The 24,139-nt window shown below is 72.7% G+C and carries 23 protein-coding genes; 9 read left to right on the top strand and 14 right to left on the bottom strand.

What is annotated here, in order from left to right:
• The first annotated feature begins 7 nt into the window (after positions 1-7).
• Entirely contained in the window at positions 8-844 is an 837-nt protein-coding gene (locus WMF19_RS36015; protein WP_437894505.1) for a helix-turn-helix domain-containing protein, read from the top strand.
• 78 nt (positions 845-922) lie between these two features.
• Here the strand turns inward: WMF19_RS36015 and WMF19_RS36020 are convergent, their stop codons facing one another.
• Positions 923-1,804 carry an OmpA family protein gene (locus WMF19_RS36020; protein WP_437894506.1) on the bottom strand — a complete coding sequence of 294 codons (882 nt, stop codon included), beginning with the start codon at positions 1,802-1,804 and terminating at the stop codon, positions 923-925.
• A 302-nt stretch (positions 1,805-2,106) separates the two neighbouring features.
• Here WMF19_RS36020 and WMF19_RS36025 point away from each other — a divergent pair, with 302 nt between their 5' ends.
• On the top strand, positions 2,107-3,123 hold the full coding sequence (locus WMF19_RS36025) for an isocitrate/isopropylmalate dehydrogenase family protein (RefSeq protein WP_437894508.1): 1,017 nt from the start codon (positions 2,107-2,109) through the stop codon (positions 3,121-3,123).
• A gap of 25 nt (positions 3,124-3,148) precedes the next feature.
• On the top strand, positions 3,149-3,985 hold the full coding sequence (locus WMF19_RS36030) for a hypothetical protein (protein ID WP_437324303.1): 837 nt from the start codon (positions 3,149-3,151) through the stop codon (positions 3,983-3,985).
• A gap of 55 nt (positions 3,986-4,040) precedes the next feature.
• Here WMF19_RS36030 and WMF19_RS36035 read toward each other — a convergent pair whose 3' ends face one another.
• From WMF19_RS36035 to WMF19_RS36075, 9 genes are all read right to left on the bottom strand, one after another.
• Entirely contained in the window at positions 4,041-4,751 is a 711-nt protein-coding gene (locus WMF19_RS36035; protein WP_437894509.1) for a hypothetical protein, read from the bottom strand.
• Positions 4,748-5,593: a Smr/MutS family protein gene (locus WMF19_RS36040; protein ID WP_437894510.1), complete on the bottom strand. Its 846-nt coding sequence runs from the start codon at positions 5,591-5,593 to the stop codon at positions 4,748-4,750. Before WMF19_RS36040 ends, WMF19_RS36035 begins: the two co-directional genes overlap by 4 nt.
• A complete protein-coding gene (locus tag WMF19_RS36045) occupies positions 5,505-5,882 on the bottom strand; it encodes a hypothetical protein (RefSeq protein ID WP_437324306.1) in 378 nt (125 codons plus the stop codon). Before WMF19_RS36045 ends, WMF19_RS36040 begins: the two co-directional genes overlap by 89 nt.
• Positions 5,883-5,945: 63 nt before the next feature.
• Entirely contained in the window at positions 5,946-6,953 is a 1,008-nt protein-coding gene (locus tag WMF19_RS36050; protein ID WP_437894511.1) for a hypothetical protein, read from the bottom strand.
• Positions 6,950-7,501 (bottom strand): hypothetical protein, encoded by a 552-nt coding sequence (locus WMF19_RS36055; protein ID WP_437894512.1) that lies wholly within the window; start codon positions 7,499-7,501, stop codon positions 6,950-6,952. The genes WMF19_RS36050 and WMF19_RS36055 overlap by 4 nt, the downstream gene beginning before the upstream one ends.
• 160 nt (positions 7,502-7,661) lie before the next feature.
• Positions 7,662-8,057 carry a hypothetical protein gene (locus WMF19_RS36060; protein WP_437894513.1) on the bottom strand — a complete coding sequence of 132 codons (396 nt, stop codon included), beginning with the start codon at positions 8,055-8,057 and terminating at the stop codon, positions 7,662-7,664.
• Between the two features lie 257 nt (positions 8,058-8,314).
• Positions 8,315-9,520, bottom strand: a complete 1,206-nt coding sequence (locus WMF19_RS36065) for a serine hydrolase domain-containing protein (RefSeq protein WP_437894514.1) — start codon at positions 9,518-9,520, stop codon at positions 8,315-8,317.
• Between the two features lie 221 nt (positions 9,521-9,741).
• Positions 9,742-10,290, bottom strand: a complete 549-nt coding sequence (locus tag WMF19_RS36070; protein WP_437894515.1) for an NUDIX hydrolase — start codon at positions 10,288-10,290, stop codon at positions 9,742-9,744.
• A gap of 12 nt (positions 10,291-10,302) precedes the next feature.
• Positions 10,303-11,583 carry a YcbK family protein gene (locus WMF19_RS36075; protein WP_437894516.1) on the bottom strand — a complete coding sequence of 427 codons (1,281 nt, stop codon included), beginning with the start codon at positions 11,581-11,583 and terminating at the stop codon, positions 10,303-10,305.
• A gap of 901 nt (positions 11,584-12,484) precedes the next feature.
• On the opposite strand from WMF19_RS36075, the gene WMF19_RS36080 reads away from it, so the two are divergent.
• The 4 genes from WMF19_RS36080 (at position 12,485) to WMF19_RS36095 (ending at position 15,159) form a co-directional block, all read left to right on the top strand.
• The gene (locus WMF19_RS36080) at positions 12,485-13,168 is read left to right on the top strand and encodes a hypothetical protein (RefSeq protein ID WP_437894517.1); all 684 of its coding nucleotides are present in this window, start codon (positions 12,485-12,487) and stop codon (positions 13,166-13,168) included.
• On the top strand, positions 13,165-13,641 hold the full coding sequence (locus tag WMF19_RS36085) for a hypothetical protein (RefSeq protein WP_437894518.1): 477 nt from the start codon (positions 13,165-13,167) through the stop codon (positions 13,639-13,641). Before WMF19_RS36080 ends, WMF19_RS36085 begins: the two co-directional genes overlap by 4 nt.
• Positions 13,642-13,643: 2 nt before the next feature.
• On the top strand, positions 13,644-14,096 hold the full coding sequence (dtd, locus tag WMF19_RS36090) for a D-aminoacyl-tRNA deacylase (protein ID WP_437894519.1): 453 nt from the start codon (positions 13,644-13,646) through the stop codon (positions 14,094-14,096).
• Positions 14,097-14,166: 70 nt separating this feature from the next.
• Positions 14,167-15,159 (top strand): ketopantoate reductase family protein, encoded by a 993-nt coding sequence (locus WMF19_RS36095; protein WP_437894520.1) that lies wholly within the window; start codon positions 14,167-14,169, stop codon positions 15,157-15,159.
• A gap of 55 nt (positions 15,160-15,214) precedes the next feature.
• Here WMF19_RS36095 and pdxA read toward each other — a convergent pair whose 3' ends face one another.
• From pdxA to WMF19_RS36110, 3 genes are all read right to left on the bottom strand, one after another.
• The gene (gene pdxA, locus WMF19_RS36100) at positions 15,215-16,315 is read right to left on the bottom strand and encodes a 4-hydroxythreonine-4-phosphate dehydrogenase PdxA (RefSeq protein WP_437894521.1); all 1,101 of its coding nucleotides are present in this window, start codon (positions 16,313-16,315) and stop codon (positions 15,215-15,217) included.
• Positions 16,312-17,178 carry a winged helix-turn-helix domain-containing protein gene (locus WMF19_RS36105; protein ID WP_437894522.1) on the bottom strand — a complete coding sequence of 289 codons (867 nt, stop codon included), beginning with the start codon at positions 17,176-17,178 and terminating at the stop codon, positions 16,312-16,314. Before WMF19_RS36105 ends, pdxA begins: the two co-directional genes overlap by 4 nt.
• 182 nt (positions 17,179-17,360) lie before the next feature.
• Positions 17,361-18,806: a TldD/PmbA family protein gene (locus tag WMF19_RS36110; protein WP_437324318.1), complete on the bottom strand. Its 1,446-nt coding sequence runs from the start codon at positions 18,804-18,806 to the stop codon at positions 17,361-17,363.
• Positions 18,807-19,446: 640 nt separating this feature from the next.
• Between WMF19_RS36110 and WMF19_RS36115 the strand changes: the two genes are divergently transcribed.
• Positions 19,447-22,215: a tetratricopeptide repeat protein gene (locus WMF19_RS36115; RefSeq protein WP_437894523.1), complete on the top strand. Its 2,769-nt coding sequence runs from the start codon at positions 19,447-19,449 to the stop codon at positions 22,213-22,215.
• 85 nt (positions 22,216-22,300) lie between these two features.
• Positions 22,301-23,116: a hypothetical protein gene (locus WMF19_RS36120; RefSeq protein WP_437894524.1), complete on the top strand. Its 816-nt coding sequence runs from the start codon at positions 22,301-22,303 to the stop codon at positions 23,114-23,116.
• Here WMF19_RS36120 and WMF19_RS36125 read toward each other — a convergent pair.
• Positions 23,104-24,072, bottom strand: coding sequence for a uroporphyrinogen-III synthase (locus tag WMF19_RS36125; RefSeq protein WP_437894525.1), 969 nt, complete (start codon positions 24,070-24,072; stop codon positions 23,104-23,106). The genes WMF19_RS36120 and WMF19_RS36125 overlap by 13 nt on opposite strands.
• Positions 24,073-24,139: the final 67 nt, after the last annotated feature.

The following is a 24,139-nucleotide window of genomic DNA, read 5'->3' on the forward strand; positions in this document are numbered from 1 at the left end:
CCACGCCTTGCAAGCCCGCGTCCTGACCCCGACGGAGACCACCGAGCACCTCGCGCGCCTCGGGCTCGATCATGCCGGCGCGCGCGCGTTCTCCTACGAAGACGAGCTGCCGGGAGCCGCCTACAGCTGGCACACGCACGCGCGGCACCAGCTGCTCTGCCCGCTGGCCGGCACGGCGCGCCTCGAGGTCGAGGACGCGTCCTTCCTGCTCCCCCCGCAGCTCGCCGCGCTCATCCCCGCGGGCGAGCGGCACGCCACCACCTGCGGCGACGCGTCCATCGTCTCGATCTATTTCGAGCCCGCCGCGTTCCCCTCCCCCCTCGCGGCGGTGAGGATCTTCGAGATCCCCGCGCTCCTGCGCGAGATGGTGATCTACGCGCGCCGCTGGCCGGTCGCGCGGCGTCCGGACGACGCCGCGGCCAACACGTTCTTCGCGGCGATGGCGGACATCATCGGCCCGCTCCTCGATCGCGGCGCCACGTACCGGCTGCCCCGCGGCAGGACGCGGCCGGTGCAGCGCGCGATCGAGTGCGCGCTGCGCGACGTCTCCAGCGCCGATCTCCAGCGGGCCGCGGCGTTCGCAGGGGCGACCGAGCGCACGCTGCGGCGGCGGTTCCGCGAGGAGACCGGCGTCACGTGGCGCGGCTTCGTCACGCGCGCGCGCGTGCTCCGGGCGATCGATCTGCTCTCCAGCCCGAACGCCAGCGTGACGCAGGTCGCGCTGGACGTCGGCTTTCAGAGCCTCGGCGCGTTCGCCGCCGCGTTCCGCGCCGTCACCGGCCAGACGCCGAGCGAGTTTCGCAGGACCGCCCGGCCATCGCCGGGCGGCGGACACAAGAGCTGACCCGAGCCGACCTGACGGCGCGGACGCGACCGTCGAAGAGCGCGCCGCGGGCGGCGGCGCGCGCAGCGAGGTCGCGGGTTACTGCGTGATCGCCCGGAGGTCGAGCATCTCCTCGACGCTCGGGACCACGATGAGGTCGCAGCGGCGGTTCTTCTGCCGGCCCTCGTCGGTGTCGTTGGTCGCGACCGGATCGGTGTCCGCGAAGCCCGCCGCGCTCCAGTTCGCGACGGGGAGCGCGCCCCCGCCGCCCTTGACGTCGGCCGGGCTGACGAGGAACACGAGCACCTCGCGGGCGCGCATCAGCGACAGGCCCCAGTTGTCCCGGAACTGGCCGCCCGCGAGCGGCCTGTTGTCCGTGTGGCCGGCGACCTGGTAGTCGCGCTGGAGCAGCGACTTGTCGTTCTTGACGACCGTCGCCACCTTGAGAAGGATCTCCTTGCCCTCCTTCTTCAGCGTCTCGCGCCCGGAGTCGAAGAGGACGTCGCCCGGCAGCGAGATGACCATCCGGTTGTTCCGGATGTTCACGGCGAGGCCGAGCTTCGTGAGCTCGTCCAGCTTCTTCTTGAGCGTCTCGAACCGCGCCTTGATCGCCTCCAGCTGGCGGGCGCGGGCCTTGAACTCGGCGAGCGCCTTCTCGCGCTCCTCCAGCGTCGAGCTCAGCTGCGACACCTGCGTGCTCGTCGCCTGGAGGTTCTCGTTCAGCTTGCTGATGTCGACCCCGGCCGCCTCGAGCTGCTTCGTCAGCTCCGCGACCTTCGCCTGGGCCGCCTCGAGCTCCTTCTGCGTCTGGGCGAGGCGGCCCTCCGTGGTCTGGTGCTGGCTCTGAAGGCGGTTGTACTTGTCGAGCTGGGCCTTCCACTCCTCCTCGGAGTAGCCGCACCCCAGCGAGGACGACGCGATCACGGCAGGCAGGAAGGCCGCGAAAGCGGTTCTGCGACCTTTCAAGACACGAGGGTGCATGAGCACGCTCCTTCACTCTAGTTGGTGAACATGAGCTGGGGCCGATCGCCCGGCCCGCGCCCGGTTCCAGGTGACAGCGGCCTGTCAGGCCGTGCGGAGGCGTACCCTACCGAGGTCGCGCGCGATTGTAAAAGCCCGTATCGAGCCGCCCGACCCGCTGCCTCGTGCGCCTCTCTCCGTCGCCGCGTCCCATCACCGCGTCAGCCAGGCGCGGCGCGCTGACGCGGCGCGTGTATGCGCCATCGCAACACGGGTGCGCTTGTCCATTGTTCCCGCCTGCGCACCTGCTATTGGGACGGCCCATGGCCTATCGCATCACGCTGATCCCGGGCGACGGCATCGGCCCGGAGGTGGTGACGGCGACTCAGGATGTGGTCTCCGCCGCCGGCGTCGCCGTCGACTGGGAGATCCACCACGCGGGCATCGAGGTCGCGAAGCTGACCGGATCGCCGCTCCCCCTCCCCGTGATCGACGCCGTGCGGAAGAACCGGATCGCCCTGAAAGGCCCGGTGACGACGCCGATCGGGGGCGGGTTCCGCTCGGTCAACGTGACGCTCCGGCAGACGCTCGATCTCTATGCGAACGTCCGGCCGATCCGCAGCCTGCCGGGCGTCGACACGCGGTTCGACGTCGACATGGTCATCGTGCGCGAGAACACCGAGGGGCTCTACGCCGGGCTCGAGCTCATGATCCTGCCCGGCGTGGCCCAGAGCATCAAGCTCACGACCGAGCGGGGCTCGACGCGCATCGCGGAGTTCGCGTTCCGGTACGCGAAGAAGCACGGCCGGAGCAAGGTGACGATCGTCCACAAGGCGAACATCATGAAGATCTCCGACGGCCTCGCGCTCGACTGCGCGCGGCGGGTGGCCGTGGGGCACCCCGAGATCCAGCTCGGCGAGATGATCGTCGACGCGGCGGCCATGACGATGGTCCGCGATCCGAACCGGCTCGGCGTGATCGTGACGGAGAACCTCTACGGCGACATCCTCTCGGACCTCGGGGCCGGCCTGGTCGGCGGGCTCGGGATCGTGCCCGGCGCGAACATCGGCGACGACGCGGCGGTCTTCGAGGCGGTGCACGGGTCGGCGCCGGACATCGCGGGCAAGGGCTACGCGAACCCGACGGCGCTCGTGCAGAGCGCCGTGATGATGCTGCGGCACCTCGGCGAGCACGACGCGGGCGATCGGATCGAGCGGGCGCTGACGACGCTCTACCGGGCCGGCCAGGTGCGCACGCGCGACCTTGGCGGCGCCGCGAGCACAGGCGACTTCACCCGGGCGCTCTGCGCGGAGATCGAAAAGCCTCGCGCGGAGGCCTAGCGGAGGGCATCCTGATCCCGCAGAGGTGGGATCCGCCTTCACGTGGCTGCTCGAGTGGTGCGCCGAGCTCGTCGGCGCGACGGACGGGGCTATCGGCGCCGCGGGCGATGACGCGAGGCGCCGGCGGCGGCTGGTGCTGTTCCTCGCGCTCTCGACGATCGTCGCCGCGAGCTACTTCCTCAGCGAGATCTGGGGCGTGAAGGGCCTGCTCCCCGCCGTCACATTCTTCGTGCTCGCGGTGCAGGCGACGCGCGCCGTCCTCGACGCGCGCGCGTCGCTGTGGCGCGCCGCCGCGCTCGACCTCGAGGACCCGGCGCAGCGCCCGCGCGCCGGCGCGGATCCGTGGTTCTCTCCGCCGACGGCGAGGGTCCTGCGCGCGCTGGCCGCCGTGATCGACGCCACGCGCCGCGAGCGCTACGCGGCCGCGCTGGAGCGGCTCCCGTCGGTCGATCGGGCCGCGCTCCGGCCCGACGAGGCGCGGCTGCTCGAAGCGGCCCGCGCGCTGCTCTCCCTGGGCCTCGGCGACCCGGCGCGCGCGGCGCAGCAGGCGATCGTCGCGCTGCCCACGGGGATCGACGCCATCGACGCGCGGCTCGGCCGCGTGGTGATCGCCGACGCGTGGAAGAGCCCCGCGCGGCTCGAGGCGATCGATCGCGCGTGGCGGCAGGAGCTCCAGGGCGGCGTGGCGTCCGAGGCGCTCGAGCGCCTCCTGTCGCTGTCGCGGCTGCGCCTCGCGCCGCACGCGGTGGAGGCGCTCCAGCCCGTCGAGGCGCGCGCGCTGTCGGCCGAGGCCTGGTCGATCGGCGAGGAGGAGCTCGCTGCGGCGCTCGAGTCGCGCGCGCGGAGCGGCGTCTACCGCTGAGCCGGCGGCTCACAGCGGCGGCTGCAGGCGGCTCACAGCAGCGGCTGCAGGCGGCTCACCGCGGCGGCTCGCGCGGCACGGCGGGCGCGGTCTCGCGCATGAGGCGGAGGCCGCCGAGCGAGATCTCGACCACCGCGGCGAGCCGCTCCGCCACGAGCTGCTCCGCCGAGGGCCCCGCGGCGCGCGTCTCCGCGATGAAGGCGAAGCAGCGCCGGCCGGAGCCGCCGAAGGCGACCGCGAAGCCGTCGATCGGCGCTCCCGGCGGGGTGTCGGCGACGCCGATCGCCACGACGGTGTCGAACCCCTCCGGCACGTCGATCCGGCGCTCGGCGGCGGTGAGGCCCTCGCCGGGGCTCGGCAGGTCGCGCCAGAGCCGCGCGCGCGCCTCGCACGCCGCGCGGCTCGCGCGGCCGTCCTCGCGCCAGGTGCGCACGAGCAGCGACGTCGACGACGCGGCGTGGGTCGCGACGAGCCAGGGGCCCTCGCCGTCCTCGACGCGGAAGGCGCGCGCGTCGGGCAGCGGGAGCCGGAGATCGAAGCGATCCGACCGGTATTCGCCGAGCTCGCCGTCGCCGAGAGTCGACGCCGCCTGCGCGGGCGGCGCGGGCCTCGGCGGCTCGGGCGGCGCGGCCGGCGCCGGCGCGCACGCGGGCACCAGGGCGAGCAGCGCGGCAGCCGGCGCGAGGGCGCGGCGCGGCGCGCGCGCCTTCGGCTGCGACCCGTGCTCCGGCGCTCCGCCGGGCTCGGCGCGCGACGCGGACCTCATCGCGTGAGCAGCACGAGCAACGCGCCTGCGCCGCCCTCCACGTCCGGGGCCGTCGCGAAGGCGGCGACGTGGCGGGCGACGCGGCCGTTGCTGAGCCAGGCGGCGATCTCGCCGCGGAGCACGGCGTGACCGCCGGGCGAGTGGTTGCCCTTGCCGTGGACGATGGCGACGACGCGGTCTCCGTCGCGCTGCCGCTTGCAGACGAACGCCTCGACGGCCTCGCGCGCCGCCTCGAGCCTCAGGCCGTGCAGATCGAGGGTGCCGTCGACGGCGTAGCGGGCGCGGCGGAGCCGCCTGAGCTCGCGCGGATCGACGTCGAGGCGCCGGCCCTCGATGCGCTCGCTGTCGTCCGTGGTCTCGAACTTGATCCCCTCGATGACGAGCGAGCGCATGCGCGAGCGCGCGTCCTCGTCCGGGTCGAACGCGATCGTCGGGAGCGCGGCCCGCTCGACGCGGCTGGCGGTGACCGGGATCCGGGTCGCGCGATCCTCCAGCACGCGGACGCCGGCCATGTAGATGGCGAAGGTCTCGGGGTCGACGGGGCGCGGCGCCTGCTCGGCGCCTGCCCGCGGCGCCGCGCCGGCGCCCAGAGGCGCGGTCGATCTCGCCTTGGTCTTCGCCTCGGGCGCGGACGCCGTCGCCTTGGTCTTCGCCTCGGGCGAGGACGCCGTCGCCTTGGTCTTCGCCTCGGGCGCCGGCTTGGCCTTGGGCTTGTTCAGCTGCCGGAGCGTGGCGAACGGCTGATAGAACGCCTCATCCGCCTTGCGCGCCGCCGCCTTCGCGGCTCGCGCCGGGCTGGCCGCCGATTTCGGGTCTCTCTCGCGCTTCGCGCCCTTCGCCATCCCCCAGAACATCGCTCGCGAGGCCGCGGAGTGCAAACCGGACGGCTTCGATGCCGGCGAGCTGCCCGTCCTCGAAGTGCCAGTCGGGGTCGTCGAGGCCGGGGAAGTCGTGCGGATTGCGGATGTCCTCGGCCGTGAGCGTGGGGATGAGGCGCCGCGCGAGGTCGATGACCTTGGCCCTCTGCGCTCCCTCCATGTCGGCGAGCAGCTCGAAGATGCGATGGAAGAGCTCGGCGGGCGAGGGGGCGGCTTGCGGCGCGCCGGGGCGGGCCGCGTCGTGAGAGCGCATCGGGCGCAGCATACGCCATCGGGCCGAGCGCGCCGCGCCCCGCCGCCCGACCGCGCGTGGAGCTCAGCCGCCTCCCGCGCGCGGGAGCGCGGGCCGCGGCGAGGGCAAGCGGGGCTCCGCCGGCACCCCGAAGGCAGCCAGCGTGAGCACCGGCATGATGGCGCCAAACACGCCGAGCCCCATGAAGGCCGCGATCCCGAGGTGCAGCAGGGAGGTGGCCACGACGAAGACGCGCCGGGTGAGCCGTGGCCAGATCAGGAAGGCGTACCCGAGCTCCACGGCGAGCACGGACCACCCTGCGGCCTGCGCGACCCACGGGTGACTCGCCAGCCAGGAGAAATCGAGCTGGCGATACTCCGGGAGCATCACCGAGCGCCAGATCGCCTCACCGTTCCACCAGGCTTGGCCTGCCGCCTTTTCCAGTCCGCTCGCCAGGTAGGCGACGCAGAGGTGCAGCTGGACGACGCGCAGCCCGAGCCGCGCGGCAGGCGTCGGCTCGTCGGGCGCGCAGGCGAGGGCGCGGCGTGACCCGTGCCCCCGCCGATCGAAGGACAGCGCCGCGCCGGAGGGCACCCAGACGAGATAGAAAAGAAAGATGTTGGCGAACACGTCCGCTCCGTAGACGGTAGGATCCGCCGTCACCATCAGCATCCTGTGGGTGCTCCAGGCGAGCAGCGCAGCGGCCCTCGTCCTGAGGCCACAGAGCAGCGCGGCCAGGGAGAGCGCGTAGACGGCTCCGGTGCCCACGAGGACCGGGGCTTCGCCGATCCCGAGCGGTGCGAGGAGCTCGGTCAGCCAGCCGATGCCGGGCAGCTCGCGCGGGGTGAACGCGTCCCGGAGCGGGTCCTGCAGGATGCCCGCGGGGCCGTAGAGATCGAAGAGCAGCGGAGCGACGAGCGCCGCCTGGGTGAGGAGCACGGCGGCGAGCCCGATGCGGAGCGCCGCGAGGGGCATGGCGGACGCCGGGGCGAGCGCGAAGCGTTCTATCGCCGAGGCCGCCGAGCCGAGCGCGGAGACCGGGGAGAGCCCGGCCCTGCCCGAGGCGCCGCTCGGCTCGCTGCTCACGGTCACGGCGCGCCGCCCTTCGCGCGCGAGGCGGCCTGGAACCTGCGCAGGGGGACGAGCTTCGCCTGGTAGATCAGGCCCCACGTCGGCCGCTTGCCCTCGCTGTATTCTTGCATCGACGGGAGATCGCAGACGTCCAGCCGGACGATCACGCTCGCGGCTCCTGGGTACCTCGCGAGCACCTTGCCTGCCCACGAGGCCGCGAGCGAGCGTCGCAGCGACTCGTCCTCTTCGGTCATGAAGAGCGCCACGATGCTCCTGACCCGGAGATCCGCCTCGTGGTTCGCCCCGGACTCCAGGACGTCGGAGATCACCCTCCCTCGCGCGTCCGTCACCTGAAACCTCGCCCAGGGCAGCGCGCTGACCGAGGGAGCGAAGAAGTTGTAGCCGCTGTCAGCCCCGGAGAGCGCGCTGTAATACGCGACTGCCTGGCCGAGCCGCCCCGCCTTGTGCAGATCGACCTGGAGCGCCCCGAGCACGACGAAGCCGAGGTGCGCTGCCGCCGCGGCCATGGCCAACGGGGCGAGGCGCCGACGTCCTTGTCTTCCACCCATGAGGCTCCCTCCGCCGGCCCCCGCGCTCGAGGACCGGCACCTCCCCCCGCGGTGCGCGCAGAGTCATCGGTTCTCCGGCTGGACCGATCCTACGGTTTCCACACAGCGCGACGCGACGAACGGGGGTCCGCCGCGCCCAGGCGCCGCTCCTGGATCGAGGTCAGCGAGGCTCTCCGAGGCTCATGATCGGCCCGGAAGGGTCCTCTGCCGGCGCTGCCTCCGATCGCCCGTGGTCATGGGGCCGCCCGTAGGGATGGAAGTCCCCGTAGGGCCGGACCGGTCTGAACGGCCGGAAGCTCCCATACGGCCTGTACGGCCTGTGCGGCCGGAAGTACCCATACGGCCTGTAGGGCCAGAATGGCCTGAACGGCCGGAAATGCCCATGATAAGGGGCATCATCGGGGGGAATCCTGGCGTCGGGAAAGTCCGAGCTCGTTGTCTCCTCGACGAGCACGAGATCTTGGATGGGCGTCGTGCTCTCCGCAGCAGCGATCTGCGCGGTGCCGAGCGCCATTCCGGACAGCGCCAGGGCCCCGAGCGCTTTCACCAGCTTCATCACGGAATCCTTTCACGATGCGAGCGCCTTGCCGGGCGTCATCCCGTGCAGGCTGCGTCCATGGCGATGCAAGCGTGAGGCCCGTTCGCGGCGGACCGCTGGTGTCGCGCGCGGCGGCGCGGGTTCCTGATAACCGCGGCTCGGCGCCGCGCGCGCGCCTCGCACGCCGCGGGGCGTCGCGTGTGCGCACGGTGGGCAGCGACCGGCACCGGCCTGAGCGCGAGCGCGTCGCTATCGACGCAACGCCCCTGCCCGGCTCAGGGCGAGATCAGGACATTCGCCAGATCATCGACGATCCTGCCGACATCGCCGCCCTCGAGATTGACGAGCACGGTGATAGAAGCATCCTTGTCGACCGCGTAATAAGACGACGACGTGAAGCCCCAGATACCACCGTCGTGACCGACCAGGACGCCGAGCGGAGATTCCCGGCGCGACAGCCCGAGGCCGTACCCGGTGACCTCGCCGAGGGGCGCGTCGACCCACGCGGTCATCTCTTCGAGCTCGGCGGGGCCGAGCAGCGCGCCGTCGAGCACCTTGCGGTAGAAGCTCGTGAGGTCACCCGTGGTCGAGACCAGCGCGCCCGCCGCGCCCGCCGCGGACGCGTCGATCGCGGAGGTCATCTCGACGAGCTCCCCTCGGCTCCGCCCGTAACCGTGCACGAGGCCGGGCACGGCCTCCTCGGCGCCGTCGAGGTACGTGTGCGCGAGCCCCGCCGGCTCGAGGACGCGGCTGCGAAGCAGCTCGCCGATCGGCTCTCCCGAGGCCGCTTCGACGATCAGGCCGGCGATGATGTAGTTCGTGTTGGAGTAGGCGAAGCCGCGCCCTGGCTCGAAATATGGCGGCTTCGACGCCGCGAGCTCGATGAGCTCCGCGGGTGTCCACGTGCGCGTCGGATCGTCGATGGCCGCGGTCCAGAAGCCGTCGAGCGCCGTGTAGTCGAAGACGCCGCTCGTGTGGTTCAGGACCTGGCGCACGGAGATCTGCTCTCCGTGGGGGACACCGCCGACGTACGCAGAGACGGTGTCGTCGAGCGACAGCCGGCCTTCTGCGCGGAGCATCAGCGCCAGCGTGGAGACGAAGGTCTTCGTGATGCTCCCTGCGCGGAAGAGATCGCCGGGCTGGATGGCCACGTCGGCCTCGGTGTCCGCGACCCCCGCGGCGCCGAGCCAGCTGCACCCACCGAGGTGCACGGCGGCGGCCGCGCCGGGGAGCCGCTGCGCTTCCACGGCCGCGTCGAGCGCTCTCTGGAGCTCCAGCGAGAGCTCGTCGCAGCCAGCGCCCGGCGTACCGTCTGAGCCGCCGGGTCCAGCGGCGGCGCTGCCGACCCCGACGCTCGCACCGCCGTCGTCGTCCGTGGTGGCCACCATGTCGAGCGGAGCAGGCGAGGAGCTCATGCACCCCGCGAGCAGGACAACGCCGATGCAAGAGAAGAAAGCGGTCGGCCGAAGAACACGGCTCATCGATCGGGTCTCCATGGCCTCCCCGTGAGGTCCACTGCTGCGCTCCGCGGCGCCGCTCCCGATCTCCCGGGGCGGCCCCGCGAAGGGCGCGCATCAAGACGCGACGGGTCCGACCGTGTCAACCCGCCCGCGCAGGCGCGAGTGCTCTCGCCCACGCTGGACGTCGATAGCGCAGCTTATCGCGTGAGCCGGCGGACAGGCCGTTCCCACGAATCACGCGGTCAGCGCGGCGCCGCCGTCGCGACGGCGAGCGCTCGCAGCAGGGTGATCACGGCGATCGAGTGGCTGATCCGGCCGTCCTGCATCGCTGCCATCACGTCGTCTGCGCTCATCACGACCGCTTCCGTGCTCTCGTGCTCGTCGCCCTCGGGCTCGCCGACCCGCCGCGCGCCGCGCGCCAGGTAGAGGAAGCAGCGATTCGCCTGGAGCGCGGGATTCGGGTGTACCCACCCGAGGGTCTCGAGCGACTCCACAGCATACCCCGTCTCCTCCAGGAGCTCGCGCGGCGCAGCGGCCGCCGGCTCTTCCCCTGGATCGACAAGGCCACCTGCCGTCTCGATGGTCACCGCGTCGACCCCGTGCCGGTACTGCCGCACCAGGACGAACTGGCCTTCATCCGTGATCGCGGCCACCGAGATCCAGTCGGCGAGCTCCAGCGTGAAGGCGGGATAAGACGCGCCTGCGGCCATGACTTCGTGGCGATGGATCGCGAGCGGACCGAACGTACCGGCGAGCGCCGAGGCGTGCCGGCGAGGAATCGTGATACCCATCCCGCCTCACTACTACGGCGTGCTCCTCGCCGCCGTCTCCGGCGCGGCGCCCGCCTTCTCCGGCGCCGCTCCCGTCTTCTCCGGCACGGTGCTCGCCTTCTCCGGCGCCGCACTCGCCGCCTTCTCCGGCGCCGCTCCCGCCGTCTCCAAAGCGGAGCTCGCCTTCTCCGGCGCCGCGCTCGCCTTGTCCGACACAGGGCCCGCCATCTTCTCCGGCGCCGTGCTCGCAGACCTGTCGCGGCGTTCCCGCCGGAGCACCTCCTCCGCGTCCTCGCCGGGCATCCCCTCGGTCGCCCCTCGCCCCTCATCCTGCGGCGGCGGCCACGCGGTCACATAGCGGGGTGCCTCGCCGGGTCCGGACGCATCGATCCACGAGACGCTCCCCGTCCCTGGCGCGCGCACGTCGACGTGCACGAACGAGCTGTTCGGATAGTACCCACAGCCCGTGTCGGCGAGCGCGCGGCAGGCGGCTGCGAGCTCGTCGTTCCTCACCCCGGCGATGCGCAGATCGAGCGCCCGCCCCGTCTGATGCAGGCTGCCCTGGCTCTGCGGCCGGTACCCGCTCACGAGCGACACGAGCCGGCCCGGGTACCGCCGCGCCAGCGCGTCGATGCGGGAAAGCAGCCCGGGATCGAGCAGCCGCACGCCGGGCGCGACCTCCCCCGCGTGCACCCCGCTCGCCCTGCTCCCCGCGGCTCGCGGCTCATCGCCAGCGCGCCGCCCCTTGCGGCTCGCCGCTTCCGGCCTCCGCGCGGGTGCGCCCTCGTCGGGCAGGATCGGCCGCGGCGTGCCCCACGGGCGCGCAAGCAACGAGAGGGCGCGCCGGGCCTCCTCGCGCGGCTTCCCCTTGCAGTCGACAAGCTCGAGGTGCTCGGGCTCCAGCCCGCTGCGATCCATCGAGAGCACCGGCCCGTGGCACGGCTTCGGAGGCGCCTCCCGCTCCATCCCCTTCTTCGCCCCGCGCCGCTTGCTCTCGACAGTGCGCGCCGCCCGCCTCTTCTCCTTCTTCTTCTCGCCGCCTGCCTTCTTCTTGGCGACCCCCTTTTTCCCGCCGCCCGCCTTCGCCGAACCGCCCGCGTTCTCCTCCGCGTCTGCAGCCGCGTGCGGCGCCTTCCCGCGGGAGCGAGCCGTCCCCGTCCGGTTCCGGTCCCCCGCCCCGCTCGTCTTCTCGTCACCGGTCGCGGCCGACGCGCTCTTCGCACGGCCATGGTGCGAGCTCTCCCGCGTCTTCGTTCGCGGAGCTCGCTCCGCACCTGCAGGGCTCGCTGGCGCGCGATCCCGACGGGTCTGCACGCTCTCCGCTTCCCCGGATTCCCCGGACCTCTCGGCAGCGGCGTGCGCCCCGGGCAGCGGCTCCGCGCGGACGGGCCCCGCCAGGATCGCCGGCACCGCGATGCTCACCAGCACCGAGAGCGCGGCCGCGCGAGCACGCCTCAGACGCGCACGCGGCTCCCCCCTGCGCACAGCTCCCCCTGCGTCCCGCGGCGCCGCGCCTGCACTGCTCACGGATCGAAGGCTCATCATGGAAAGCTCCAGTCGGGTCGGGTGCGAGTGCCATCCACCACGAAGCAGATCTCCAGGACACGGCGTCGCCGCCCGTCCGCAGGATGGGGATTGGGAAGGGTAGTCGGCGGTCCGCTTCTTGAATCGACCTGGGACGAGACCGGCAACCTCGAAACGGCGTCTCCGAGACGCCCCTCGCGGAAGCTCGCAAGCTCGGAAGGCAACCTCGGAAGGGAGACTCGGAAGGCAAGCTCAGAAGGGACCGAACCCTGAGGACAGGAATGGCATGAAGTGCGGAGGGCAGCCCAATTTTCTGCGGCGCTGACCAAAGGCTGTGGTAGGAACCAGCTGCCTCGCGACTGCGGTCGGGTCGTGAGCGCGGCTCCGGGGTGCATGGGGGCAGAGCCCCTCGTCACGCGGTCCGCGGTCGGGTATCGCCCGGCGCACCACGCACTGCGGCGTGGCCCTACCTTCAGGATCAACGCGGCCAGCGTGATCAGCGCGGAGATAGGCGTCGCGTCCCTTGCGCAACATCGTCCGGGCCATCGCGGATCGCGGGGGAAGCGCCCGGCCCAACACGCACCAGCCTCATTCACCACACCATCGATGCAAGCGGGGCGCCACACGCGGGATGCGGAAGCCGAACCCGGTGGCGCGTCCATGATCGCTCCGAGGTCACCAGGGGCACGACATGCGCCGAATTCGTAGAGACGCAACCAAGGTCTGGCACAATCCCGAGCTCCACACGGCCTATGGCCGTGGTCAGCCGAACAGCGCGGGGCTGCCGCGTCCGACGCAGACCGGCGAGGACCGGCGGGCAGCCAAGCAACACCGCGCCGCGCTCGAGGCGCTGTTCTCTCCGCGCAAGGAGCCGGAGGCAGAGGACAGCAAGGGCGGGCGCGTCAAGTCCGGACGCGACGCCGCGTCCAAGGCGCCGGGGCGGATCGTCCTCGCGCCGCCTCCGCAGAGCGACCCGAAGGCCGTCGAGCGCCAGCGGCTCCTGTCGAAGCTGCTCTGCGCGTCGGGCCGGCCCAACATCTCCAAGGCCGCGAACGAGTTCCTCCGCGCCGGCCACGCGTTCCCCGCGGAGCAGGACGTGTACCTGCAGCTGCTCGAGCACAGCGACGAGCAGCGCATCCAGGAGGCGATCGACGAGCTCGCGGGCATCCTCGTCGGCGAGCTGCCGAAGCGGCGCGCCGTGCTCGAGTCGCGGCTCCGCCGCATCGAGGAGTTCGCGGAGGAGCCCGCGACGCGCGAGGCCGCCGAGCGGCTGCGCCGCCAGGTGAGCGGCAGGCCCGAGGCCCCGGCCGCGGACGGCGCGCCCCGGCGCGGCGCGGGCGGCGACATCTCCGAAGCGAGCGGCGAGGCGGAATGACGCGCGCGGAATTCGAGGCCGAGCTCCGCAAGCTGATCCAGACGTTCGAGACGGGCACCGGCAACGAGCGGTGCGTCGCGTGCGTGTCGTGCGAGCGCTGCGTCGACTGCACGTTCTGCCGCAACTCGAAGGCGCTGCAGCGGTGCCACTACTGCGTCGACACCCAGCGCTCCTCGGACAGCACGCACTGCCGCGGCTGCCGCGATCTCATCGCGTGCAGCCACTGCGTCGCGTCCGAGCGGTGCACGCAGTCGTCGTACCTCGTGCGCTCGGTCGACTGCACCGGCTGCACCTACTGCTTCGGCTGCGTGGGCCTCGTCCGGAAGGACTTCCACATCCTCAACCAGCCGTACGATCGCAGCACCTACTTCAAGCTCACGGCCAAGCTGATGCGCGAGCTCGGGCTGAGCGCGGGCACCGGGGCCGAGCCCGCCGCCGCCGCGCCGAGTCGAAGCGCGGCCGCGCAGCGCTAGCGATGCGCGCGGTCGTTCAACGCGCGCTCGGCGCGCGCGTCGAGGTCGAGGGCCAGGTGGTCGGCGCCATCGAGCGCGGCCTCGTGGCCTTCGTCGGCGCCGCGAAGGACGATGACGACGCCGACGCCGACCACATCGCCGGCAAGATCGCGGGCCTCCGCGTGTTCAGCGACGACGCCGGCAAGATGTCGCGGGCGCTTTCGGACGTGCGCGGCGCCGGCGTGCTCGCGATCAGCCAGTTCACGCTCTTCGGGGACGTCCGGCGCGGCCTGAGGCCAAGCTTCGACGGCGCCATGGAGCCCGTGCGCGCCGAGGCGCTGTACGATCGCGTCGTCGCCGCCTTGCGGGCCCGCGGCCTCACGGTGGCCACGGGCCGCTTCCGCGCCGACATGCGCGTATTCGTCGAGAACGACGGCCCGGTCACCATCCTCATCGATTCGAAGCGGACGTTCTGAGGGATCCGCCGCGATCGACGGCGACAGCCACCCCCTTCTCCCCGAGCGCCGCGCAGGCTACGGGGGAGCCATGCGGATCAGCATCGTGGGCGCGGGCGCGCTCGGGCGGATCTACGGCGTGCGCCTCGCCACCCAGGGAAACGACGTCACGTTCGTGGTCCGGCCCGAGCGCGTCCACGACGCACGGCCGTTCGTGATCGAGCAGGTGAACGGCGCCGATCGACGCGACACGCTCGCTCGCCCGCGCCTCGCGGCCGAGATCCCGGCCGACGCGGACGTCGTCCTGATCACCGTGCGCTTCGATCAGCTCGTCCCTCGCGCCGACCTCGGCGGCGCCGCGCAGCGCGGAGCGGGCGGCAGGTCGGCGGCGGATCTGCTGCGCGGCGGCCCGGCCGCGCCCGCCGTGGTGCTCACGCCGCTCCTGCCCAGGGAGCGCGCCGACCTCGAGGAGGCCGCCCGGCGCCGCATCACCCCCGCGATGCCGGGCGTCTCGGGCTACCTGGACGAGCGCGGCGTGGTCCGCGCCTGGATCACCGAGCTCGCGCCCACGCTCATCGACGAAGAGGGAGGCGCCCCCGCCGAACGGCCGCTGCTCGAGGAGCTCGCGCGCCGCCTCACGAGCGCCGGTGTCCCGGCGCGGCTCGAGCCGGACGTGGGTGCGCAGAACGTGGCCACCACGACCGCGTTCTTCCCCCTGATCGCCGCCATCGACGCGGGCGGCGGGGCGAGCACCCTCCTCGAGAACGACGCCGTGCTCGGCACCGTGGTCGAGGCCACCAGGGAGACCGTGGCGCTCGCGGACCGGCTGGGCAAGGTGGCCCCGTGGACGAAGCTCCTCCTCCGGTTCATCGGGCCGCTCACGCTGAAGCCGGGCATCGCGCTCGTGCGCCTGCTGGCCCCGGAGTTCTTGCGGTTCCTCGACGTGCATTTCGGCCCCAAGCTCCACGCGCAGCACCTCGCGATGGGCGACACCGTCCTCGAGATGGGCCGAGAGCGCGGCGTGAGCATGCCGGCGCTCGAGCGGCTGCTCGCGCACCTCGGCGGCCGCCCCGGGGCGCGCTGAGCCGCGCCCTCCTGCGCCCGCGCCCAGCGTCGGCGCGGGTCGGCGTGTCGCCGCGTCAGCGCGCGCGCGCGGCCGCGAGCTGCGCCGCGAGCACGATCGCCTCGCGCATGCCGCGCGGGTCGGCGCGGCCCGTCCCCGCGAGATCGTACGCGGTGCCATGATCGACGCTCGTGCGCACGATCGGCAGGCCGAGCGTGACGTTCACGGCCTCGCCGAAGCCCAGGAGCTTGCTCGGGATCGTCGCCTGGTCGTGGTACATGGCGACGACCCCGTCGAGCGCGCCGCGCGCCGCGAGCCGGAACGCCGTCTCCGCGCCGACGGGCCCGGTCAGCTCCGCCGCCGGGCCCGAGCGCGCCAGCCGCCGCGCCGCGAGCCGGATCCCCGGCGTGATCCGCACCTGCTCCTCGTCGCCGAGGAGGCCGCCTTCGCCAGCGTGCGGATTGAGCGCGGCGACGGCCACGCGCGGCCTCTCGTGGCCGAGGTCGCCGAGCAGCCGCGCGAGCCACACCGCGGCGCGCGCCACCTCGCGCGGGCTCACCGCCTCCGGCACCTCGCGCAGCGGCATGTGCGTCGTCACGAGGGCGGTCACGAGCTTGCCCGAGGCGAAGGCCATCGTGACCTCGCGCGCGCGGAGCCGCCGGCCCAGGTGCTCTGTGTGCCCGAGGAAGTCCGCGGACCCCGGCGCGCCGCTCGTGGCGATCGCGTGCTTCGACGCGGGCCCCGTGACCAGCGCCGCAGCGACGCCGTCGCTGACCAGGTCCGTCGCCGCGTCGATCCACGCGAGCTGCGCCGCGCCGTCCTCCGCCTCGGGCCGACCGAACGCGCTCGGCCGCGAGAGCCGCGCGCTACCCGCCCAGAGCCCGATCGTGCCGGGCGCGAGCTGCTCGATGGCCGCGCGCCCATCGACAACGACGAGCCGGCGGGCCGCGACCCGGACGAGCCGCGCTGCCCGCCGGAGGATCGCCTCATCGCCGACGAGCACGCAGCGCGCGCCCTCGACGGACGCCGCGCCGGCCACGGCCACCTCGGGGCCCACCCCGCTGGGGCACCCGACGCTGATCGCGACGATCGGCGGCCCTGCAGCGCGCGAGCGGCCTCCGCCGCGCGCCGCAGCGGCGGTCGTTCGCGCGCCGCTGCGGCGAACCGGCGAGGTCATCGGGTGATGCGCCGCTCGCGCCCGGGCGGCGCAGCGTCGTGCGCAGACGGCCCCGCTCGCCGCTTGGCTTGCGCGGTCTCCTCGTCCTCGCCGTCCTCGCCGCCCTCGTCCTCGTCGCCCTCGTCGTCGCTCTCCTCGTCCTCGTCCTCGTCGCGCAGCTCCCCGCGCTCGTCCTGGGCCTCCTCGCCGGCCCCGCTCCGCTGGAGCGCCCTGCTCGCGTCGCCGCCCTCGGGGCCACCGGCGCCGGGGATCGGCGACTCGAGGCGGTACCCGGCCCCGCGCAGCGTGACGAGCGGCAGCGCCGCGCCGAGCTTCGCCCTGAGGCGCCTCACGTGGATGTCGACGGTCCGCGCGCCGCCCTCGTACTGGCTGCCCCAGACACGGCGGAGAAGCTCTGTCCGCGACACAACTTTTCCGCGGCGCTCGCACACGTACGAGAGCAGCGCGAACTCCTTCGCGGTGAGCGGCACGTGCATGCCGCCGACCGAGACGTCATGGGCCGCACGGTCGATGACGATCGCGCCCACCTTCACCCGCTCCTCGGTCGCGAACTCGCTGCGGCGCCACTCGACGAGGCGCACGCGCGCGTAGAGCTCGGCGGGCACGTACGGCACGAGCAGGAAGTCGTCGAAGCCGCTGGACGGCTCGATCCGCGCGATCTGCGCGACGCTCACGGCGACCAGCGCGCCGACCTCCTCGAGGCGCGGCTCGCGGCGCAGCGCGCGAAGCGCCGCGGCGGCCAGATCCGGCCTGTCGAGCGCCTCGACGACGATCGCCCGTGCCTTGCTCTCGTCGTCGTGGAAGAGCCGCGGTGGATCGTCCCAGAGATCCAGGGTCCGCACGTCAGCGCCCAGCGAGCGCAAGACCGATGCGGCACCTTCGTCGCGCTCCAGATCCGGTCCGTGTCCAACGATGGCTATGAACGAGCGACGCGCCATGAACGCCCCGTATACGGGTGTCACGACGGGCCGGCAAGACGCACCGCGCTAAACCCACCAATCCCGCTGTCGTGCTTACCTTCCGCCCGGCGTTCCAGCCTTGAAAATCAGCCGATCCGCGTTCCGCCGACCGTGATGAGATCGATCTTGATTGTGGGGCAGCCAACACCCACGGGGACGCTCTGTCCGTCCTTGCCGCACGTCCAGATGCCGTCGGAGACGGCGACGTCGTGGCCGAGCATGGTGACGCGCCGGAGCACCTCGGGGCCGTTGCCGATGAGGTTCACGCCCTTGAGCGGCGCGGTCAGCTTGCCGTCCTCGATGAGGTAGCTCTCGGTCAGCGAGAACACGAAATCGCCGTTCGAGATGTCGACCTGGCCGCCGCCGAACTTCTTCGCGAAGACGCCGCGCTTCACGGACCTCACGATCTCCTCGGGATCGTGCGGGCCCGCGAGCAGGATGGTGTTCGTCATCCTGGGCATCGGCGCGGCTGCGAAGCTCTCGCGCCGCCCGTTGCCGGTCGGCGTGAGCCCGAAGTGCCGGGCCGAGAGCCGGTCGTGCATGTACCCGACGAGCTTGCCGTTCTCGATGAGCGTGCTGCGCTCGGGCTCGTGGCCCTCGTCGTCCACGTTGATCGTGCCGCGCGACTGGAGGAGCGTCGCGTCGTCCACCACCGTGCACAGCGGGCTCGCGACGTCCTTGCCGATCTGTCCCGCGTAGTTGCTGGTCCCCTTGCGGTTGAAGTCCGCCTCGAGCCCGTGCCCCACCGCCTCGTGGAGCAGGATGCCGCTGTCGCCCGGGGCGAGCACGACGTTCATCTCGCCGGCGGGCGCGTCGCGGGCGTCGAGCATCGCGACCGCCTGCCGGGCGGCCTCCTCAGCGTGCCACTCCGGCGACTTGCCCTCGAAGTAGGCCGTCGTCATGCGTCCGCCGCCGCCGCTCGAGCCTTCCTGGCGCTTTCCGCTGCGCTCGGCGAGCGCCCGCACGCCGAAGCGGATGAGCGGCTGGACGTCGTGCGCCATCCGCCCGTCGCTCGTGGCCACGAGGACCTCGCGCACCTCCTCGACGAAGCTCGCCTCCGCCTTGACGATGCTGGGATCGTAGGCGAGCGCCGCGGCGCTCGCGCGCTCGAGCAGCGCGCGCTTCGCGAGCCCGGGGGCGTCGAGCGAGATGCTGGGCAGCTCGTAGCGGGTCGGCAGCTCGCGACGCCTGAGCTCGATCTTCTCCTTGCCGCCGGAGCCCGTCGCGATCTGCGCCGCCGTCTCGGCCGCGCGCCGCATCGCGTCCCAGGTGAGGTCCTCCGTGTACGCGTACCCGGTCGCGTCTCCTCGCTGGACGCGGACGCCGACCCCCATCGACACCCCGCGCGACGCCGCCTTCAGGATCCCTTCGTCGAAGGTGAACCCGCCTCCGGCGCGGTACTCGAAGAAGAGGTCAGCGTAGTCACCTCCCTTGGACAGGGCGACGGAGAGGAGCCGCTCGCAAAGCGCGGCGTCGACGGCATTTTCCTCTCCAGGAGCGAACGGGGCACGGTAGGCCTGGCTGCGCGACATGGTGCCCAACTCTAGGTCCATTCGCCGGGACGGTCGAGAAACGGCGGCGCTCCGGAGCGCCCTCCCGCCGACGCCCGCGCTCGCCCCCGCCGACGGCCGAGCTCGCGACCTACCCCCTGCCCTTTCATCCGGCGCGGCGCGCATACATCGCCCGCGTGCCCACCAGGCCCGACGCCCACGCCGTGATCGCGGGGTCGCACGACCGCCAGCGAAGCGGCCGCGGGTCGCGGAAGATCTCACGAAATGTGCAACAAGGCCGCTCGACTGCTAGGCTTAACGCTGTCTTCGCGGGAATGGCGGCGCTCGCCACCTTCCCCGCGATCTTCGTGAATCCCCGGCCGTTCAGCGCGTTCCTACAGGGTAGGGCGCGCTCTTCGACGCGCCTCGACCGGACCGCCCAGCGTCCGACCGGGGCGGGGGCTCGCGGCTACCGCGCCAGGCGGTCGCCGCGTCGCCAGACAGGGGCCCCGGGGGGCCGCACACTGCAAACAAGCACCTTCGCGGTAGCTTCCGGAACTTCCGGTGCCGCGCGCTTGTACGTGGTGGCGGGATTGGCTAGGTGTTTTTTAGGCGAGGTGAGGGATGCCGACGAGGCGCCCGAGCAACGCCTTGCTGCCCTCAGCAGGAGATTCCCATCGCCGTGGCGGTCGATCGCGACAAGGTACTCCAGACCGCGCAGAAGCTTGTCGAGCGGAAGCGCTTCGACAAGGCCATCGCCGAGTACCAGAAGCTGGTCGCAGACGATCCGAAGGACGTCCGCACGCTGCTCAAGATCGGCGACCTCTACCTGAAGACGGAGGAGTACGTCGAGGCGATCACCACCTACGAGCGCGTCGGCCAGTTCTACTCCCTTCAGGGCTTCGCGCTCAAAGCGATCGCCGTTTACAAGCAGATCCGCGAGATCATCCACAAGCACGTCCCGCAGTACGAGGATCGCTTCGGCCACATCGTCCCGCGCCTCGCGGAGATCTACACGCAGCTCGGGCTCACGAGCGACGCGCTCGCCGCCTACGACGAGGTCGCGACGCGCCTCCTCCGCGCGGGGCGCGACCGCGACGCGATTGACATCTTCAAGCGGGTCGTCGACCTCGACACGAACAACCCCCTCGCCTACCTCCGCCTCGCGGAGGCGCTGATCCGGGTCCGCGACTACGACGCCGCGATCCAGCGCTTCGGGACGGCGGCCGAGCTCCTGCTCAAGCTCGGGCGGCGCGACGACGCGCTGAAGGTGGTCGAGCGCCTGCTGCAGCACCGCCCGGACGCCCGGTTCGCCCGCATGGCCGCCGAGATCTACCTCGATCGCGGCGACCCGAGCGACGGGATGTCGGCCCTGACCAAGCTGCAGATCGCGTTCAAGGAGAACCCGCGAGACCTGGAGACGCTCGCGCTCCTCGCCCGCGCCTTCGATCTGCTCGGGCAGCCGGCCAAGGCGATCGAGGTGCAGAAGGAGTCGGCGCGCATCGCCAAGGAGGCCGGGCGGGTCGACCAGTTCACCGCGCTCGTCTCGGCCCTGATCACGCGCGCCCCGAACGACGAGGGCGTGCGCCAGCTCGCCTCCCAGATCGCACCCTCGTCGAGGAGCACGCGCGCGTCGATCGACGTCGAGCTCGACGAGGGCGAGGGCGACGACGAGGAGGCGGAGGAGCTCGACGTCGAGGACGACGAGCCCGCGTCCGCGGTGCCGATCCCGCTCCGCGCGTCGCAGCCCTCGACGTCGCCGATCGCGAGCCCGCGGCAGCTCGTCGCGCACGCCGAGAGCCTCCGGCGCGACCGGCAGTACGACAAGGCGGTCGCCCTGCTCAAGGGCGGCGTCGCCCGGCTGCCGGCCGCTCGAGAGCTGCGCGAGAAGCTCTGCGATGTCCTGATCGAGGCGGGCGACCAGGACGCCGCCGTCGAGCAGATGCTCGCGTTCGCGCAGCAGCTGGCCAGCGAGGACGCCGTCGACGACGCGGCGAGGCTCCTCGACGAGGTGCTGCTGCTCGATCCCGGCAACGCGCAGGCCACGGAGATGCTCAACCTGCTCGGCTACGCCGTCCCGCAGGAGGACGAGCTCGCCGACGAGGAGCACGCCGAGCCGGAAGCCTCGCCGACGGCCGGCGAGAACGACGCGTACGCGTCCGAGGTGCCGAGCCAGGACCTCTACGACCCCGACGCGCCGCTGCCCGCGTACACCCTCGACGAAGACGGCGTCGTCGAGGCGCTCCCCCGGCGGCCCGAGCTCGTCACGCACCTCGACGACCCGTTCGCGAACGAGCCGCCGCTGCCGAGCTTCCCGATCGAGGACGTCGAAGAGGTCGAGGACGTCGAGGAGCTCGAGGCCATCGACGACGAGGAGGAGGAGACGGCCTCGGTCAACCCGAGCCGTGTGCCCGAGCACCCCCTGGCCGTCGCCGCGTCCCAGGCTCCGCCCCCGGCGTCCTCGATACCTCCCCCTCCCGTGCTCGCGGCGCCGCCGCCTGCCCTGTACAGCCCGGTGTCGGGCCGACCGGCGTCGGTCCGGCCGGCGTCGGGCCGCTCCGTGCCGCCGGGGTCCTTGCGGCGCGCGGACGCGCTCGACGAGGACGCGCTCGAGGAGGTCGAGTTCTTCGCGCAGCACGGGATGTTCGACGAGGCGCGGAACATCCTCGAGGAGCAGCTCGCGCGGCTGCCGAACCACCCGCTCCTGATGGAGCGGCTGCGCGAGGTCACGGAGCTGGCCTCGGACGCGCGGGGGGTGGTGCGGGCGGCGACCGACAACGAGAGCGGCACGCGGGCCGTCCCGCGCGGCAGCGAGCGGCCGGACGAGGATCGCGCGTTCGACATCGCCGAGTCGCTCAAGATGATCGACGAGCTCGAGGTCGTTCCGAGCTCGGTGACGGGCGTCCAGGACGATCCTCGGCAGATCAGCGTCGAGAGCGTCTTCGAGCAGTTCAAGGCGGGCGTCGCGGCGCAGATCTCCGAGTCCGACGCGTCGACGCACTACGATCTCGGCGTCGCCTACAAGGAGATGGGGCTCTACGCCGACGCGATCGGCGAGTTCGAACTCGCCGCCCGCGACCCCGGGCGAGAGTGCGTCTGCCAATCCATGATCGGCGTCACCCACCTCCAGATGGGCAACATCGAGGCGGGCATCGACGCGCTCATCCGCGGGCTGCACGCCTCGCACAAGACGGTCGAGCAGGAGCTCGCGCTGACCTACGAGATCGCGAACGCCTACGAGATGCGCGGCGTCCCCGAGCAGGCGCTCTACTACTTCCAGCGCGTCGCCCGGATGAGCCCGAGCTACAGCGACCCGCGCGGCAGCGTGGCGGAGCGGCTGCGCCGCATCGACGTCCCGAAGCCGGCCGCGCGCGCCGTCGGCGCCGAGATGATCGCGGACGAGTTCGACGCCGCCTTCGACGATATGCTCCCGAGCGGCAAGCTGCCCTGAACGCATCGCGCGCGCGGCCGCGCGGGTGCGCCCTGGAAACGACAGAAATTGGGCCACGGCGGGCGCTCTCCGGTACCGGAGGGGCATGAACCGACCGCTCCTCTTCGCCGCCCTCACCTCGGTCCTGGCTGCCGGCTGCGGCGCCGGGATCGAGACGAACGCTCGATCCGGTCGCCCGCAGGACGCCTCCGCCAAGGTGGCGGCGCAAGCGCGGCGCGAGGTCCCGCAGGGGGCGAAGGGCTCGCTCGACGAGCGCGGCCCGATCGCCGACGAGGCGTCCGGCGCGCGCAAGCCCGGCGATTATGTGGCCTACCGGTTCTCGGGCAGCTTCAGGAAGACGCCGCTGCTCCTCACGCAGCGGGTCGTGGCGCGCGAGGGGGACGTCCTCGTGGTCGACGTGACCCTCGAGGACGGCAAGAAGACCGAGGCCCTGCGGGTCCGCATGAGCGACGAGCCCAGCAGGCGCGGTGAGATCCTCGGCGCGGCGTGGATCGACGACGGCGCGGAGCGGCCGGCGACCCTCTCGGCCTACGACGCGATGATGGCCAAGACCGCGCTCGCCGCCGACGAGAACGAGGACGTGCTCGGCAGCGAGGCGGTGAACGTCGAGGTCGGCGGCTCCTCCATCCCGTGCCAGCGGACCAGCTTCCGCGTGCGCATCGGCAAGGCGAAGGCGACGATGCGCACGCTCCAGAGCGACGACTTCGCCTGGGGCGACGTGGGCGGTGAGATCACCGCCGAGGACGGGCGCGTGCTCTACCGCGCCGAGCTGATCGACAGGGGCCACGCGGACATGGATGAGCGCGCGGCCGCCGGCGCAGAGCCCAGCCCCGCGCCCCGACCGGCGACCGTGGCGCGCTCCGCCGACGAAGACGAGGCGTACGACGACTACGAAGACTGAGTCTGCAGGGGCGCGTCGCCCCGATTTCCCTTCGCGACGAGGATCTCGAGCGCGCGCGCGGCCGCCGTTTTGACCAGGTGGCCCATCTTCGGGTGCTCGGGCTCGAAATCCGGCTCGATCCCCTCGGCGCGCAGCGCCTCCGTGCAGACCGGCCCGATGGACGCCACCACGCCCCGCGCGAGCGCGGCGCGCAGCCGCTCGACGAGCCCCTCCTCGGCCGCCACGAGGAGCGCGTGCTCGACCTGCGCGCGGCTCGTGAAGAGCGTGATCGCCGCGCCGCCGTCCGCCATGAGGCGGAGCGCCTGCCGGAGCGGCGCGGTGTCCTCCGGGAGCGCCCAGCGGTACACAGGCACCGGCGTGACGTGCGCGCCGGACGCCGAGAGGCTCGCGTAAAGCTCGTGGCTCGGCGCGCCGTGCTCCTGGACGGCGATGCGCTTTCCGCTCAGGTCGCCGAGCGCGCTGACGGCCTCGACGATCTCCCGCCAGGTGTTCGGCTCGCGGACGGTGATGAAGCGGGTCAGGCCCAGCTCGCGCAGCGCCGAGGCCGGCTTGGGGCCGCGCGCGACGATCTGCACGGACGAGAGCGCCGCCGCCAGGAGAGATACGCCCTGGGCGTCCGCACCAGCGTCACCGTCGGACGCCCCGCCGCCCTGGCTCGGCTCGAGCGCAGGCGCCGCCTCGGCCACGAGCGCCCGGGTCCCGACGCCGGTCATCAGGATCACGACGTCGAACTCGGCGCCCGCGAGGCGCCGCGCGAAGTCGAGAGCGCGCTCGTTCCTCTCGATGGGCACCTCGCGGAGCGTGGGCGCCGTGACGGGCACACCGCCATACCGCTGGATCAGCGAGGCCATCTCGGAGGCGCGGCGGCTCTCGAAGCAGATGACGCGGCGCCCGGCGAAGTCAGACGGCGCGGGCGGAGAGGGACGGTCGTTTCGTGGGTGGGTGGGCGTGCTCACCCGCGCAGCATAGCCCGGGTCCAGCGCTGGCGGGTTTCGGGCGGTTGACCAGTTTGCTAAGCTCCTC

This window comes from Sorangium sp. So ce124, from assembly GCF_051525235.1.
Classification (GTDB): Bacteria; Myxococcota_A; Polyangia; order Polyangiales; family Polyangiaceae; genus Sorangium; species Sorangium atrum.

Bases quoted from the DNA above. Each gene is read 5' to 3' on its own strand.
- WMF19_RS36020 (WP_437894506.1), bottom strand. From the start codon at position 1,804: ATGCACCCTCGTGTCTTGAAAGGTCGCAGAACCGCTTTCGCGGCCTTC.
- WMF19_RS36025 (WP_437894508.1), top strand. From the start codon at position 2,107: ATGGCCTATCGCATCACGCTGATCCCGGGCGACGGCATCGGCCCGGAG.
- WMF19_RS36035 (WP_437894509.1), bottom strand. From the start codon at position 4,751: ATGAGGTCCGCGTCGCGCGCCGAGCCCGGCGGAGCGCCGGAGCACGGG.
- WMF19_RS36040 (WP_437894510.1), bottom strand. From the start codon at position 5,593: ATGGCGAAGGGCGCGAAGCGCGAGAGAGACCCGAAATCGGCGGCCAGC.
- WMF19_RS36045 (WP_437324306.1), bottom strand. From the start codon at position 5,882: ATGCGCTCTCACGACGCGGCCCGCCCCGGCGCGCCGCAAGCCGCCCCC.
- WMF19_RS36055 (WP_437894512.1), bottom strand. From the start codon at position 7,501: ATGGGTGGAAGACAAGGACGTCGGCGCCTCGCCCCGTTGGCCATGGCC.
- WMF19_RS36060 (WP_437894513.1), bottom strand. From the start codon at position 8,057: ATGAAGCTGGTGAAAGCGCTCGGGGCCCTGGCGCTGTCCGGAATGGCG.
- WMF19_RS36065 (WP_437894514.1), bottom strand. From the start codon at position 9,520: ATGAGCCGTGTTCTTCGGCCGACCGCTTTCTTCTCTTGCATCGGCGTT.
- WMF19_RS36070 (WP_437894515.1), bottom strand. From the start codon at position 10,290: ATGGGTATCACGATTCCTCGCCGGCACGCCTCGGCGCTCGCCGGTACG.
- WMF19_RS36080 (WP_437894517.1), top strand. From the start codon at position 12,485: ATGCGCCGAATTCGTAGAGACGCAACCAAGGTCTGGCACAATCCCGAG.
- WMF19_RS36085 (WP_437894518.1), top strand. From the start codon at position 13,165: ATGACGCGCGCGGAATTCGAGGCCGAGCTCCGCAAGCTGATCCAGACG.
- dtd (WP_437894519.1), top strand. From the start codon at position 13,644: ATGCGCGCGGTCGTTCAACGCGCGCTCGGCGCGCGCGTCGAGGTCGAG.
- WMF19_RS36095 (WP_437894520.1), top strand. From the start codon at position 14,167: ATGCGGATCAGCATCGTGGGCGCGGGCGCGCTCGGGCGGATCTACGGC.
- pdxA (WP_437894521.1), bottom strand. From the start codon at position 16,315: ATGACCTCGCCGGTTCGCCGCAGCGGCGCGCGAACGACCGCCGCTGCG.
- WMF19_RS36110 (WP_437324318.1), bottom strand. From the start codon at position 18,806: ATGTCGCGCAGCCAGGCCTACCGTGCCCCGTTCGCTCCTGGAGAGGAA.
- WMF19_RS36120 (WP_437894524.1), top strand. From the start codon at position 22,301: ATGAACCGACCGCTCCTCTTCGCCGCCCTCACCTCGGTCCTGGCTGCC.